This is a genomic window from Kiritimatiellaceae bacterium (assembly GCA_013141415.1).
In the GTDB taxonomy this organism is placed as follows: Bacteria; Verrucomicrobiota; Kiritimatiellia; order Kiritimatiellales; family Tichowtungiaceae; genus Tichowtungia.
On the sequence record JABFQY010000003.1, the window covers coordinates 209,268 to 224,053 of the forward strand.

12 protein-coding genes and 1 riboswitch are annotated in these 14,786 nt (G+C 53.9%); all 12 genes read right to left on the minus strand.

Annotated features, from left to right (window positions below; all coding sequences use genetic code 11):
* Positions 1-7: 7 nt before the first annotated feature.
* Entirely contained in the window at positions 8-1,216 is a 1,209-nt protein-coding gene (gene ribA, locus HOO88_05170; GenBank protein ID NOU36138.1) for a GTP cyclohydrolase II, read from the minus strand.
* Positions 1,217-1,286: 70 nt separating this feature from the next.
* Positions 1,287-1,435: riboswitch (FMN riboswitch) on the minus strand.
* A 27-nt stretch (positions 1,436-1,462) separates the two neighbouring features.
* Entirely contained in the window at positions 1,463-3,046 is a 1,584-nt protein-coding gene (locus tag HOO88_05175; protein ID NOU36139.1) for a hypothetical protein, read from the minus strand.
* A gap of 60 nt (positions 3,047-3,106) precedes the next feature.
* Positions 3,107-3,859: a DNA repair protein RadC gene (gene radC / locus HOO88_05180; GenBank protein ID NOU36140.1), complete on the minus strand. Its 753-nt coding sequence runs from the start codon at positions 3,857-3,859 to the stop codon at positions 3,107-3,109.
* Positions 3,860-3,903: 44 nt separating this feature from the next.
* Entirely contained in the window at positions 3,904-4,989 is a 1,086-nt protein-coding gene (locus HOO88_05185) for a translation initiation inhibitor (protein NOU36141.1), read from the minus strand.
* Positions 4,990-5,000: 11 nt separating this feature from the next.
* Positions 5,001-7,256, minus strand: a complete 2,256-nt coding sequence (locus HOO88_05190) for a hypothetical protein (GenBank protein ID NOU36142.1) — start codon at positions 7,254-7,256, stop codon at positions 5,001-5,003.
* On the minus strand, positions 7,253-8,599 hold the full coding sequence (locus HOO88_05195) for a DUF1501 domain-containing protein (GenBank protein ID NOU36143.1): 1,347 nt from the start codon (positions 8,597-8,599) through the stop codon (positions 7,253-7,255). The genes HOO88_05190 and HOO88_05195 overlap by 4 nt, the downstream gene beginning before the upstream one ends.
* Before the next feature lie 10 nt (positions 8,600-8,609).
* On the minus strand, positions 8,610-10,109 hold the full coding sequence (locus tag HOO88_05200; protein NOU36144.1) for a DUF1553 domain-containing protein: 1,500 nt from the start codon (positions 10,107-10,109) through the stop codon (positions 8,610-8,612).
* A gap of 255 nt (positions 10,110-10,364) precedes the next feature.
* Positions 10,365-12,068 (minus strand): transcription termination factor Rho, encoded by a 1,704-nt coding sequence (rho, locus tag HOO88_05205; protein NOU36145.1) that lies wholly within the window; start codon positions 12,066-12,068, stop codon positions 10,365-10,367.
* On the minus strand, positions 12,061-12,684 hold the full coding sequence (locus HOO88_05210) for a dephospho-CoA kinase (protein ID NOU36146.1): 624 nt from the start codon (positions 12,682-12,684) through the stop codon (positions 12,061-12,063). The genes rho and HOO88_05210 overlap by 8 nt, the downstream gene beginning before the upstream one ends.
* A gap of 122 nt (positions 12,685-12,806) precedes the next feature.
* The gene (gene ruvX / locus HOO88_05215) at positions 12,807-13,214 is read right to left on the minus strand and encodes a Holliday junction resolvase RuvX (GenBank protein ID NOU36147.1); all 408 of its coding nucleotides are present in this window, start codon (positions 13,212-13,214) and stop codon (positions 12,807-12,809) included.
* Positions 13,214-13,690 (minus strand): hypothetical protein, encoded by a 477-nt coding sequence (locus HOO88_05220; protein ID NOU36148.1) that lies wholly within the window; start codon positions 13,688-13,690, stop codon positions 13,214-13,216. Before HOO88_05220 ends, ruvX begins: the two co-directional genes overlap by 1 nt.
* Before the next feature lie 13 nt (positions 13,691-13,703).
* On the minus strand, positions 13,704-14,786 hold the full coding sequence (locus tag HOO88_05225; GenBank protein NOU36149.1) for a mannose-1-phosphate guanylyltransferase: 1,083 nt from the start codon (positions 14,784-14,786) through the stop codon (positions 13,704-13,706).

Genomic DNA, 14,786 nt, shown 5'->3' on the forward strand with positions numbered 1-14,786 from the left:
TTCAACCTCAGAGCATGTGTTTCATTTTGTCGCGCTTGGTGTCGAGATAGCGCGCGTTGTGCGGTGTTGAAGGAAGCACAATCGGCACCCGTTCGACAATCTCAATACCGTATTTATCCAGTCCTTCGATTTTGGCCGGATTATTCGTCAGCAACAGGATGGTTGTCATTTTGAGGTCTTCGAGAATCTGTGCGCCGATTCCGTAGTCGCGCAGATCGGCGGCAAAGCCGAGCTCCACGTTGGCTTCGACGGTGTCCATGCCTTGATCCTGCAATTCGTACGCGTGAATTTTTTTGGTCAGCCCGATGCCGCGGCCTTCCTGCCGCATGTAAACCAGCGCGCCGTAGCCGTAGTCGCTGATCATCTGCATGGAAAGCTGAAGCTGTGAACCGCAGTCGCAGCGGGCCGATCCGAACACATCGCCGGTCAGGCACTCGCTGTGAACCCGCACCAGCGGATTCGGCTTCTCCGCCGTCGGACCGCCGATGAACAGCGCCAAATGGTCTTTATCATCCACAAAGGAACTGTAGATGCGCAGATTGAAGTCGCCCCACTCTGTCGGCATTTTCACCTGCCGCTCCATGCGAATGAGACTTTCGTTGACGTAGCGGTATTTGGCAATTTCAGCCACCGAGGTGAACTTAAGACCATGTTTCTTCGCAAATTTCACCAGATCCGGCAGTCGCGCCATTTCGCCGTCGTCGCGCATCACTTCACAAATCACCCCGCCCGCTTTGAGGCCGGCCATGCGCGTCAGGTCAACGGCGGCTTCGGTATGCCCGGCCCGTTTGAGTACGCCGCCGTCGACCGCCATCAGCGGAAACAGATGTCCGGGCGTTACCAGATCGTCGGCGGTCGAAGTTTCGCTCATCAGAATCTGCACCGTCAGCGCGCGGTCAGCGGCGCTAATGCCGGTGCTGATACCATGACGAGCATCGACAGACTCCATGAACGCAGTTTTGTATTTATCGCCATGATGCTCCGGCACCATGCGGGCCAGACCCAGCCGCGTCAGGCGATCCTCCTCAATCGAGATGCAAACCAGGCCGCGGGCGTGCGTCGCCATAAAATTAATCTGATCCGGCGTGCAGAATTCCGCGGCACAAATGATGTCCCCCTCGTTTTCGCGGTTTTCGTCGTCCGTCACCACAATCATTTCACCGCGCCGCAAGGCATCCAGCACTTCATCCATCGGATCGAATAACTTCTCGCTCATAATCAGCCGTCCTTAAAATGCAAAAACCCTGAAGACATACGTCATTCAGGGCAGAAAGGTTTTCGCATCCGTTTATCTTCTTTCATCCAGACTGTACTGTCGGTCGCAGAATCTCACTGCATCTGCCCCGCAACTGCGGGGCTCGCGGACTTTATCATCCTTCGATCAAACTCAGGATAAACCGCCGGTCGGGAATTTCACCCTGCCCTGAAGATGGCGAGGATTATTGTCATTTAGAGTATGCGTTCAAGAACATTCTGCCTGCCGGAGCGGAATGGTTCCATCAATACGGGTTCCGGCGTCTGGACAGCTCCGGATGCACAGCTCTCCGCCAAGTGCTTCGATCCGCTCGCGCATTCCAAGCAGACCGAAGGAAGTCGGTTTTTTTTCTACGTCAGACGCCATACCGCACCCGTTGTCGGCAATTGAAAAACGAAGAGCCTCTCCATCGGCAACCAGATTAATTTCGACATGGGAAGCATAGGCATAGCGCGAAACATTGGTGAGAGACTCCTGCACGACACGAAAGACGGCAGTTTTAATTTCATCGGTCAGTTTTTCATCCGGGGCGTTTAAATAGAGTTCGCACTCCACTCGATTGCATTGTTTCCAATCGCTCACCATATCATCAAGGGCATCTTCCAGTCCCATATCGTCCAGTGCGCCGGGGCGCAACCAGTGACAAAGCGAATGCACACTTTGAATTCCTTCACTCAACATCCGTTGCATGCCGCCCATACGGTCTTTCACCTCACCCGCACAGGAACATTCATTTTGCACCATCGAAAGATCAATCTTAAGCGCCGTAAGCGTCTGACCGATATCGTCATGCAGTTCACACGCCACCCGTCTGCGCTCTTCTTCGCGAATCATCTCAAGGCGCCGCGCCATCTGGCGATAGCGCACTGCACCCGCCTCAACCGCCGCCTCGGCCTGCCTTCGACCAGCAACCATACTGCTCAGAAACAGGCCGGAACAAATCACCACGGCGAGAAACATCTGAAGCGACACCAGATGTTCCGTTCGTGTCTGGCTGGCAAAACTGAATATGCCGTGTCCTTGCATGGTATTCCAGATGGCAATCACTGAGAATACCAGCAATACGGTGACTACGCCGCGCGGAGAAAATCGGAATGCCAGCCAGGCGAGCAACGGGAAGACCATGTAATTGCGCAGCAAGGGTGTTTCCGCAGTAGTAAAGGATCCGAATGTCAGCCATGCGAACACCGACAGCGTTAACCCGATCAGAACCGCCTCAACAACCCGGCGCGGTGAAGCGAACGAAAACAAGCCCTTTTTCAAAACCCAACTGACGATGAACGGCGTTACCAGCATCATGCCCAGTCCGTCAGCCGCCCACCAGATTGCCCAGCTGTGAACAAATGAACTGTGGAAGGCTACTGCAGGAACCGCCGCGCCCAGCAATGCAGTGACACCATTGCACAGGATTGCCACGAGCAGCAGCACCAGACTGTCCAGCGTGCGCTCAAACGTGACTGCCGGTTTGCATAAGCCGGTCAGCACCCATGCACCAAGAACTGCCTCGGCAATATTGACCAGAGCAAAGCCAAAACTGACCGGCAGAGAGTTTCCCCCACCCCAGTTTCCTGCGGCATTGGTAATGAAAATGACTGCAAGCAGTTTGCCCCATTGGCGCTTTGGCTGGAGCAGTAGAACTGCCAGCGCCACCCCGCTGGCAGGCCAGACGGAAGCAATTCCTTCAGGCCGTGCCACGAGCAAAAGTCCAAAGCGGACAGCGATCCAGTACGCCAGTGCGACACCGGCCAGCATCCATGCTTCAGAACGTAAAACTGAAATGCTCTTTTTCAATAAATCACCCCTTGTTGGGGCAAGCTTTATTCCAGTCGCCGGCAAAAGCCAAGGCAGATTCTAACGTTCTTCAAACTCCGCCAGACCGGCTTCGCGCAGACTGAAGAAGTCATTCCGTCCGTCATGGGTTTTGCGTCCGATGACAAGGTGGTCGAGCACTTTGATTTCCATGGTTTTCCCGGCTTCGATCAGCTTTTTGGTGATTCGAATGTCCTGTGCCGACGGCGACGGATCGCCGGACGGATGATTGTGCGCCAGAATAACGGCGGCGGCAGAATGCTGGATGGCCGGTTTAAAAATCTCACGCGGATGCACCAGACTGGAGTTCAGCGTTCCTTTCGACACTTCACACGGCGGAGCCATCAGCCGGTTTTTTGTGTCGAGCAGCAGGACCCAGAACACTTCGCGGTCGAGACTGCGGGCCCGTTCCCGCAAAACGGCGGCGGCTTCTTCCGGCGAAGCAATGCGCGGATTCTCGCCGACGTTTTCCTGCACCAGCCGCCGTCCGACTTCAAGCGCGGCTTTCAGAATCTTGGCTTTCTCTCTGCCAATGCCATGAAATTTCTGAAGCTCCGCTGCTGAAGCACGCGAAAGCGCACTGAGCGATCCGTATTGAAGCAGAAGCAGCTCCGCCAGCTCTACGACGTTCAGACCGGCGGTGCCGGTTCGCAACAGCAGTGCCAGCAGGTCGCTTTCGGAAAGATTTTCCGGGCCGAGGCGGTCGAATTTTTCGCGCGGCTGAAGCGCTTTCGGTAAATCGTCCGCCCGCACCCGGTACACTTCGCCCTCTTCGTTGACACGTTTTCCAAGCATGAAACGGTTTTACCCGTTTTTTGCGAGACTTGGAAACTATTTGGTCAGCAGACTTTGACGGCGTCCACTTCGATTTCGAAAAGGAGGTCGTGGCGGCAGACATCGGCATGCGAGACGGCCAGCGGAAAGCGCGGAATGCCTAGGTCTTCCGCAACGCGGCGATAAATGGGCAGATAGTCCATGTCTTTGAAATAGGCGATGCCTCGGAAAAGATCGCACCAGTCCATATCGCGCGATTCGAGAATCGCTTTAACAACTTTCATCGTGAGCCGGATTTGTTTTTCAGGATCGTCCAGATAAACGGTTTTTCCATCCGGATCAATGCTGGCGGTTCCGGAGATGAGCAGACTGCGGTGTGAGGGAAACTTCAGTTCGACGGCACGGCTGAAGGAACTCTTGTAGTCGAGAGCCGGATTCTGAAGCGGCGAATCGACCGCCTGGATTTTCACCTGCGCTGTTTTGGGCTGAACGGCGAGCACGTCCATCATGATGGCGGCACCGAACGGATTGCAGGCTCCGATACCGGTACTGGCCGGAACCATGTGGTTAAAAATATCGGTCGCTGTAAAAAATTCAGTGCGGACGCGGTTGAAGTCGCCGTACCAGTCAAGGAGCTGATCGAGATAAATCCATGTACGAACGGTATCCGTGAAACGAAAACCGTTTTTGACCAGCGCGGCTTCCATAATCTGAAAAGCCGAATGGGTTTGCTCTGCTCGCGAAGCCTTCAGATTGGCCGGAAGAATTCCGCGCAGGCGGCAATAGCGGGCATGCTCATCTTCGTAGGTGAAACCGATGTCGCGGCCATTCAGTTTGACCGGTTCAGGTTTAATGCCGGAAATCGCGACGGCCTGCATGGAGTAAATATTGCCATCTTTGCAGGCATCGCCCTGCAGCCAGACAACCGGCCAGTCGGCGCTGCCGGTCTCGGCGAGAAACTCCCGATAGTGCTGCGTTCCTGCAAAAACAAACTGACTCAGGATGGATGCGCTGAGACCGTCCGCCGTCTTACGGAGAAGTCCATTCATGTTCTGCCCGGATTGTACCGTGACGCAATGCTCGGCATGCGACAGAAGACTGAGCGTTGCGGTGTCGGTTTCATAACTGGTTTTTGAGATTCGAGCAATCAAAACGCGTCCTTTCAGTTAATGATTTCTATGGAAACGGCATCAATGGTGAAATCCAATGTTTTTGAATTCGCAAATTTCAGAAACGGAATAGTACTCACATCCTTGGCGATTATCCGGATGTTTCCATTCAGAAGCACGGTCGCCTTGTCGCCCGGCTCGGCATTCGGACTGACGGTGAAAGTAATTCCTCCTCCTTGTCCGCCAATATTGCCGGTTTTCAGCGTCAGCCATTCCGGAGGTTCCGCCAGAATCAGCTTAATGCTTTTCTGGGCATTCTGACCGCTCCATTTGACCGACGAGTTAATTGTGAACTCACTGCCGGGACGGGCATAAAATACACCTTCCTTCGGCACACTCAGGTTGACCGTCACCGGAGCCGGTTCGCTCACTCGAACCAGCATTTGCTGCGCCGGCACCCAATGGCGGTAAAGGAACGCCTGCATCATGTCTTCGGCTGGAACGGCGCGGCGATGAACGATCCGCGAGCCGCAATCGGCTATGCCTTCGATTTCGAGCGCCATCAACTGCTCCTCGGAACGCGATTTCGCCGCGATGACAATCCGGGCTATGTTCGCGCCTTCAGGAATTACCGCCCGCTGGATTTCTATTCCGAGCGGCGCATCAACAACCGAAAGCCGGATCTCGCCGGCAAATCCGCCGTACCGGATGGCATGCACGGTTGCAATGGCCGCTCCGTTCCTTGGAACGCATAGACTGGCCGGAACGATTCGCAGCTGGAAGTCCGGCTGTTCTTTGCCAATCATCAAACGATAGGCATATTCATCGCCACCCTTGCCTTGTAAATCGTCAAGACGAACAAAATAGGTTCCGGTTTGGGGAAGCTTGGTGTCGATCCGTGCGTCGGCATGGTGCGTAAGAAGGCCTTCACCTTTATCTTCCGCATCATCATTCATGGCCAGCACCTCCTGCTTTTCGTTAAGCAGAATTAAACGGGCATCAAGCGGAGATCCCAGCCGACGGGCGGAAACTTCAATTGTTTTCTTCTCTCCTTCACGTCCGTGAAACCGGAACCAGTCCTGATCGCCGGGCTTCCCGACCGTGCCGTTAATGATGATATCGTTCGTTACTGCGACGGCTTCGGAAAACTGATTGTTCGGCTCTGTTTCCAGACGATCCGGCAACGGTGACACGCTGAATATCCGGTTGTTGGAAACCATTTTCCCTTTTCCAACATGGATCAACTTGACGCCCTGATCATCTCCGCTTGGTTTCAGAACCATCTTTTCCGCTGGCAGGTTTACGCCATAAAGGGACACGGCGACCTGACTGTTCTCCGTTGCGCCAAGCGGGAATATCCGGTCAATAAAGGGAGTTTCTCCGATCGATATCCGGTAAACGAAATCCTCCCGTCCGCGGAAAATCGAGTCGCGGATGGATAGAACGTAGTCTCCGTCTTTCGGTATAGCACAAATCAGCACCGGATCGGGATCAAAGCGATAGTCATCATCGTAGGCGATCTCGTTACCCTGCGCGTCGGAAAGTGTCAGCACGGCCTGAAACCAGCCGGGAACCGCATCGGCCAGATAAGGAACCAGAGCCCGGGCGGCGGCGCGGAAAACCAGCGTCTGTCCCTGCTTTGCGCTAAAGCGGAAGCGGTCCGTGTCTCCGGGCATGATCTGTCCATTTACCAGAATCGGAAAGCCCGGCAGTTTTTCCGCACTCACCATCTTATCATTCGGCTCTTTTTCGGAGATTTCCGGCATCTGTCCGACCTCAAACATCAACGGGTTGGAAAGTCCGTTGGTTGTAATCACTCTCAGCTCGTGCACCCCTGAAGAAGCATTGTCCGGCAAAGTAAATTCGAGTGTAACGCGTTCTGAAATCTGCGGGTTGAACTGCCGTTTGGCCGCCAGCTCGGGATTCATTTTATCCTGACGGCGCAGCTCCGTAACCATCGCCATTTCCTCTTCAGCCGCATCAATTTGCCGCTGCATCTGCTGTTTACGGGCCTCATCCGTCTCTTCCGCCATTTTGGTTTCGATCAGCTCTTTCCGCCGTTTTATCCCGCCGGCTTCTTTCTGATCATAGATGCGCAAGTAGTCAGTCAACCGGGCTTCGACCGGAAGGCCGGACAGATTTAAACCGGCAAAATCTCTGAGGTACTGACCGCCGATTATAACCTTAACCGTCGTGCCGGGCATTCCGCCGGCAGGATAAACATACCCGACATGCGGGGTCACCGCAGCGGATAGACCGGATGCGAATAAAGCAAAAACAATCAGGCTAAAGTAGGTTATTTTTTTCATGCCATGATCTCCCTGAGAAGTCCGCCGCTTTCAATCTTGCTGCCGTCGGCCAGTGGAGAAAAATAAGCCGTCTTTCCGTCCGGCGTCGGCAACGGACTGTTCGGGTCAATCCCCATCAGCTCGTAAACGCTGGCCGCCAGATCCCACGGATAAATCGGCCGATTAATCACTTCTTCGCCGCGCGCATTGGTCGCACCAACCACCCGTCCGCCGGTGAATCCACCGCCCGCTATGAGATGAGAAAATGCTTTTCCGTAATGTCCGCGCCCGCCATTCCATGGCGCCGTCCAATCGACTTTCGGCGTACGGCCGAACTCTCCACCGCACCAGACGATGGTCGTATCAAGCAATCCCCGATCCGAAAGATCCTTCAGAAGCATGGCAAGTCCGCCATCCAGCATCGGAACCATACGTCCCAGTTCGTCAAAATTCTTTTTGTGCGTATCCCATCCGTTGAAATTAATGGTGACAAACGGCACCCCGGCCTCCACCAGTTTACGCGCCTGCAAACACGACTGGCCAAACGTGTTCCTTCCGTAAGCGGCACGAAGTTCGTCCGGTTCTTTGGACAAATCAAACGTCTCTTTTGCTTTTCCCAGAATCAGCGAATAAGCGTCCTGTTTGTTTTTATCCATCCGGTCAATGAGCTGACTGCCTTCCATGGCACGGGCAAACGTATCAAGGTCTCCCAGCAGCGTACGACGACCCTGCTGGCGGGCCTCAGTGATTCCAGCCGCCACGACACCCTCAACAGCAAAAGGAGTTTTCGCCGGATCGCCGCCGGTTGCGAATGGCTGATATTTTGATCCAAGAAAACCAGACTCTGAAAACCGGCCCTGCGGTCTCGTCAGAGCAACGTAGGGCGGAATCAGTCCTTCGTATCCCGCGCCGTAGCCCTTCTTGTAGGAAACAACGGAACCCACGGACGGATTGACTACTCCGTCAACCGGTTTGGTACCGGTCATTATCATATAGGATGCTGTTTCATGTCCGTTGTTTCCGTGCGTCATGCCGCGCAGCAAAGCGTATTTGTCTGCCATTTTTGCCAGCTGGGGCATCAGCTGACCGATCTGAACACCGTCCACATTGGTGGCAAGCGGCTTGTCGAATTTTCCATAGTAGTCATACCCGGCACCGGGTTTCGGGTCGAACGTATCAAGGTGAGACGGCCCGCCCCACAGCCAAACCTGAATCACCGATTTGGCCCTCGCCTTCAACGGATTAATCGCTCCGGCAGCCTTCAAGGCAAACCAGTCTGAAAGCATCAGTCCGGCCGCGCCGAACAGGCCAAGCTGAATTGCATGGCGACGGGTAACAGGATGTCCAATCAATGAATTGCTCATAGCCACCTCATTAATGTTTAAGAATAAACTCACTCGTATTCATCAGTGCCCACGCCAAATCGTAAAACCCGGCTTCAGGACCGTTTCCTGAAGTTGAAATATAATCTGTGGCAATTTTCTGTTCCTGCGGAGCCGGAGGCCGGGACAGAATTTCCATGTAAAGCAGACCGACCCGTTCCTTGTCCCCGGGAACAGAGTTCATCAGCTTACGGAGCCGCGGGCCTTTCATAATTTTATTCTGAATATGCGAAGAGTTCAGCAGGTGCAGCGTCTGGAATACGGATACGCTGTTATTCCGATCCGACTCAAGGGATGAATCCCGTCCGGGCCTTCCGAACATTTCGAGAAACGACGATTTAATACTGCCGTCCGACAACGTAATCGTCCGCTTGCTGGAAGGAATGTAGGTGAACGGCTCCGGAATGGGACTGGAATACTCTTCACCGGTTCCGGTGATCTGGCAAATCGCATCAATCAGCACCTCGGCATCCAGACGGCGCACGCGGTAATGTGAAAATCCTTTTTCATCGGCCAGATTTTCAGACGTTGGAATCGATGAAATCTGGTAGGTGGATGAATTGAGGATAATCCGGTAGATGTGCTTCAGGTCATATTTGTTTTCGACCAGTTCCTTCTCAAGATAAGACAGCAGTTCCGGACTCCATGCCGGATTGCCCTGACAGATATCATCCGCTTCATGAATGATCCCCCGCCCCATCAGCCAGAACCATATCCGGTTAACAATTGCTTTAGAAAACCACGGATTGTCCGGCGCAGTCAGCCAGTTGGCAAAAGCGACCCGCGGGTCGTCATATTTATCCAGCTTCAAAGGTGCGCCGCCCAGCGGAGTCGGCATCACCGGTTGTTTCGTTGCAGGATTAATCAGCTGTTTTTCCGGATCGGAATAAACAATCTCTTCCTTCCATTCATCGGTTTTCTTGTAGGCCACTTTGGCAAAGAAGGCATCCATGCCGAGCATCTGATCTTCACTCCAGCCGGAATGCTCCAGCCGGACGCCCATAAAAATCAGCGCCGTCGTGTCGAGAATTTTATGCGGGGTGCGTTCCTGAAACGGGCGATAGAAATTGACCGGAGGATCTCTGAAATTGCTTCCGCTCGCGGTAAGCAGAGCGCGGGCAAATTGGTCGTACGGCATATTCTGCCGGAGAGCATTCTGTATCCAGTAATGATAGGCCTGAACCGCGTTGGGCCAAAGATTGCTCGGAAATTCAGATTTGACCCTTAACAGATCGCACCATTTCAGCGCCCAATACTCGGCAAATTCGGGCCGATCAAGCAACTCGTCAATCAGTTTGGCGCGCTTATCCGAATCGCGACTGGAGAGAAACCGGCGCACCTCGTCAGCCGTCGGCAGGGTTCCGATTACATCCAGATAAACGCGGCGGACAAAAACAGCGTCCGCGCAGGGCTCCGAAAACGAAAACCCGGCTGCGGTCTGCCGGTCGGAAACCAAAGCATCAATCCGGTTACGGGCGGCGGCCTGTTCCAAAGACCCGCATACCACCCAAAAAACAGCTGCCAGTAAAACGAACCTACACATTCGATTCATATACACCCCTGTGATTGATTCAATTATAACGCTCAGCTACGCAAAATATTGCGTACACTCTTCATTTATTTTATACAGCACGGCTGATTTTTAGCACTCCCAAAACACGGCGAACCTTCCGGGATCCAAAGCCGGTAAAAGCAAAAAGCCGCCCCGGAAATTCCGGAGCGGCTCATAGTTTCGACAACAGCGGAGTTATCCCTGCAGCGCCATCAGGAATTCGGCGTTGCTCTTGGTCTTTTTCAGCCGATTGATCAGCAGTTCCATCGCTTCGACCGCCGGAACGTCCTTGAGCGCCTTGCGCAGCGTCCAAATCCGGGCCAACTCGTCTTTATGGAGAAGCAGCTCTTCCTTGCGGGTTCCGCTCTTCTCGATGTTGATCGCCGGGAATATCCGCTTGCCGACCAAATCGCGGTCGAGCGCCAGCTCCATGTTGCCGGTGCCCTTGAATTCTTCAAAGATCACCTCATCCATCCGGCTTCCGGTATCAACCAGCGCGGTCGAAATAATCGTCAGACTTCCGCCGCCTTCAATATTGCGGGCCGCGCCGAAGAAACGTTTCGGTTTGTGTAGCGCGTTAGCATCCACACCGCCGGAAAGAATCTTTCCGCTGTGCGGCTGAATCGTGTTATAAGCACGGGCCAGACGGGTAATGCTGTCGAGCAGGATGATGACATCTTCGCCGTTTTCAACGCGGCGTTTAGCCATTTCAATCACAATCTCGGCAACCTGCACATGGCGTTCCGGATGTTCATCGAAGGTCGAAGAAAGCACTTCGGCTTTCGTGGTGCGTTGCATATCCGTCACTTCTTCAGGACGTTCGTCAATCAGCAGAATGATCAGCTTCGAGTCCGGACTGTTCTGAGAAATGCTGTTAGCGATTTTCTGCAAAAGAACCGTCTTACCGGTACGCGGCGGCGCAACAATTAATCCGCGCTGCCCTTTACCAATCGGTGTCGCCAGATCCATCACGCGCATCGAAATTTCATCGGCCGTGGTTTCCAGTCCGAGACGTTCGTCAGGAAAAAGCGGCGTCAGGTTTTCAAACGGAATGCGGTTGAGGTTTTTCTCCGGTGCGTTGTTATTGACCTTATCCACCGACAGCAGCGCAAAGAAACGTTCCTTCGGGCGCGGAGAACGGATCGGCCCCTCAATCAGGTCTCCGGTACGCAAACCAAAACGACGGATCTGTGAAGGAGAAACATAAATGTCTTCCGGGTTCGGCAGATAGTTATTTTCCGATGAACGCAGGAAGCCGAACTTATCCGGCAGCACTTCCAGAATACCGCGGCAGAGCGCTTCGTTGCCCCAGCGAATCTGGGTTTTCAGAATTTCAAAAATCAGTTCGTGTTTACGCAGACCGGCCGGATCTTCAATCGAATAACTTTCTGCCAGAATCTTAAGTTCCGGAATCTCCGTTACCTGCAGTTCAAAGAGTTTCAGCGTCGGCATTTTTTTGGCTGGCGCATCGGATATGCGTTCCGGTTCGTCGCCGTTTCCATGATCATGTCCGCCGCGGTTTCCGTTTCCGTCATTATTATTCCGCCCGTGATGGCGGGGGTTGTTGTTGTTGCGGTTATTATTCTGCCGGCGGTTGTTATTATTATTGTTGTTTTGCCGCTGCCCACGATCATCGTGCCGAGGGCCGTTGCCTTGACGCTGTCCGCGATCATCGTGCCGGGAATCATGATTGTCCTGCCGCTGTCCGCGGTCTTCATGCCGGGGCTCGTCATGATCCGACCGTTCGCGATCATCCGCGATTTCTGACTGCGGTGCGGATCGGTCAACCGATGTTGCCGGTTCGACGACCACAGGCGCTTCCTCCGGTTTCGGTGCTGCTGACTTCGCAGCCCGTGAAGCTCTTACCGGTTTCACAACATTTTCCTGTTCTTCACTCATAACTTTTCCTCTTCTCACGCCTGATCTTTTCAACAAGGCCAACGATCCGGTCGCGTAACACATCTACCGCTTCGCTGTTTTCTATTACAAAATCCGCTCTGTCCGCCTTTTCCGTCTGCGACATCTGCGCCGCAATCCGTTTACGCGCCTCTTCTTTCAACAGCCCGCGTTTTTCCAGTCTTTGGAAAACCTGCGCTTCCGGAGCCGTCACACAAATCACGGCGTCCCAGCCTTTCGTCCAGCCCGCTTCAAACAGGAGCGGCACCAGCACCGCCGCATCTTCCTGAGCCGAACGGCAATCCTTCATCCATTCCTGCGCCGCCGCAATCACCGCCGGATGTACCAGCCGGTTCAAAGCTTCCCGCGCCTGCACATCCTGAAAAACCTTCGCACCGAGTTTGGCCCGATCAATCTCCCCATCCTCTGCCAGAATCGCATCGCCGAACTGTTCAACCACTGCGGTGTAAACCGGACGTCCTTTACCCATCAGTTCATGCGCCAGAAAATCGCTATCCAGCACCTTAAAACCTTCTGAGGATAAAATATGTCCTGTTTCTGTTTTTCCGCAGGCAATACCGCCGGTAATGCCTAAAATAATCGCTTGCGGTGAATTCATAAATTATGAGGGATAGACCGGAATCCGGCTGATTGAAACCATTCGGTAAAAATCTGGGAAATGAAGAGAAGCACCGGAATGGCCGAAATAGTTACTGTAACCCCTTTGAATGTCAACCCCGTTTACGCCTGTGCATCGAGATAATTCTGCAGGATGATCTGCGCGGCCACTTTGTCCACCACGCCCTTGCGCTGCTTTCCGTCGAGACCCGCCTCGCGCAGTGCATTGTGCGCACTCACCGTGCTCATCCGTTCATCCCATTCGAACAAGGGAACAGCAGTTCTGGTTTTCAGCTTTTCAATAAACCTCCGGACTTTTTCCGTTGCCGAACCATACGAACCATCCATATTGCGCGGTAGTCCGACGACGATTTTTTCTACCTGATGCTCGGCAATCAGCGCGACGATTTGATCGATCCCAGCATTCGTACTGTCGATCACGCAGAGCGGCGACGCCAGAAATTCCGTCGGATCGCTTAACGCAATACCGATACGCACGTCGCCGTGATCAATGCCGAGGACTCGTCCCATTATTTAAACTTCTCTGTTTCGATGCGGTGCTTTTCAAACGTAGCGCCTCTCTCGGCATAGTGCTTAAGTCCGTCCCGCACCATAGGCTCCACGGTTAGCACGGCACCAACCACAAGAGCTGTCACCGTCCACGCAATCAGCGCAGTAACATATCCGCCTTTCTGAAACAGTACCGTCAGCGGAACAATCACAACCAGAAGCGCTAGACCAGCCGCCGCCAACGGCATCCAGCAGGCATCCAGACCAAAAACCAGCGGAGCAGCCATCGCCGCAACAAGCAACACCAGACCGAGCGGAGTCAGCAGAATGGCCGTGGTGTAGAAAGCGCCTATCGCGCCGAGCTTGGTGCTGATGTGGCTTAACGCCAGTGCGCCAAGCAGCACGCAAAGCGCAATCAGCAGATAGGTTTCATTCGGCGTCTCCCTGCTGAAAAAATGCAGAAGCAACTGATACGTTCCGTCCAGCCATGCATCCATGATTTCCTCCCGGTTAGAGCAGATAATCAAAAGATCCCGTCTCACGAAGTGCCGTCACCATCCGTTTAATGTCCTGTGCCCGATCCTTCGGACAAACCAGCGTTACACCTTCAGCCTGCACAACAATCAGATTCTCCGCTCCGATCACCGCCGTCAGCCGATCCTTCGAAAAAACGATGTTGTTTTTTGCATCAACCTGCTTGCAACATCCGATCAGCGTATTGCCGTCCATGTCCTGCGGGTAATGATTTTCCAAAGCAGTCCACGTGCCAATATCATCCCACATAAACGTGCCGCAGGCCATAACGATATTATCCGCCTTCTCCATCAGTGCATAATCCACTGAGATTTTCCCAAGGGTTGGATAGATTTTTTCCAAACCGCGGACAATTTCGCCGCGTTTCGCATACGCCGTCAGCTCATCCATCAGTTTCTTCATCTCCGGACAGTGCGCCGCGAACGCTTTTCCAAGCGTCGGAACCGACCAGATAAACATACCGGAGTTCCAGAAAAACTTTCCGCCTGCCAGATATTCCTGAGCCTTCGGCAACGCCGGTTTTTCGACAAACCGTACCGCCTTCTTAAACTGCACTCCTTCGGCCTTTGAAAAATCCGCGCCGGACTCAATGTAGCCAAAACCGGTGCTAGGAAACGTCGGCTGAATTCCGATCGTCACCAGAATTTCATTCTTCTCCGCCAAATCCATACCGCCGCGCAGCGTCGCCTTGAAAATATCGAGGTCGCCCATCACCTGATCAGCCGTCAGCACTGCGAAAACAGCCTTCGGATCACGCGCACCGACCAGCGCGCCGCCGCAAGCCACCGCCGCCGCCGTATCTCGACCGACCGGCTCGCCGACAATATTTTCCGGCGGCAGCATCGGCGCGGCCTTGCGCGTCGCTTCAACCAGATCGGCATTCGTCACCACAAAAACATTTTCCGGCGGAATCAAACCGTCGAGCCGCTCCACCGCCTGTGCAATCAAAGCCTTATCGCCCGCCAGCGCCAGCAACTGCTTCGGATGCTTCGACGTACTCATCGGCCAAAACCGTTCGCCCTTCCCGCCCGCCATAATCACTGCATATCGTCCTGACAT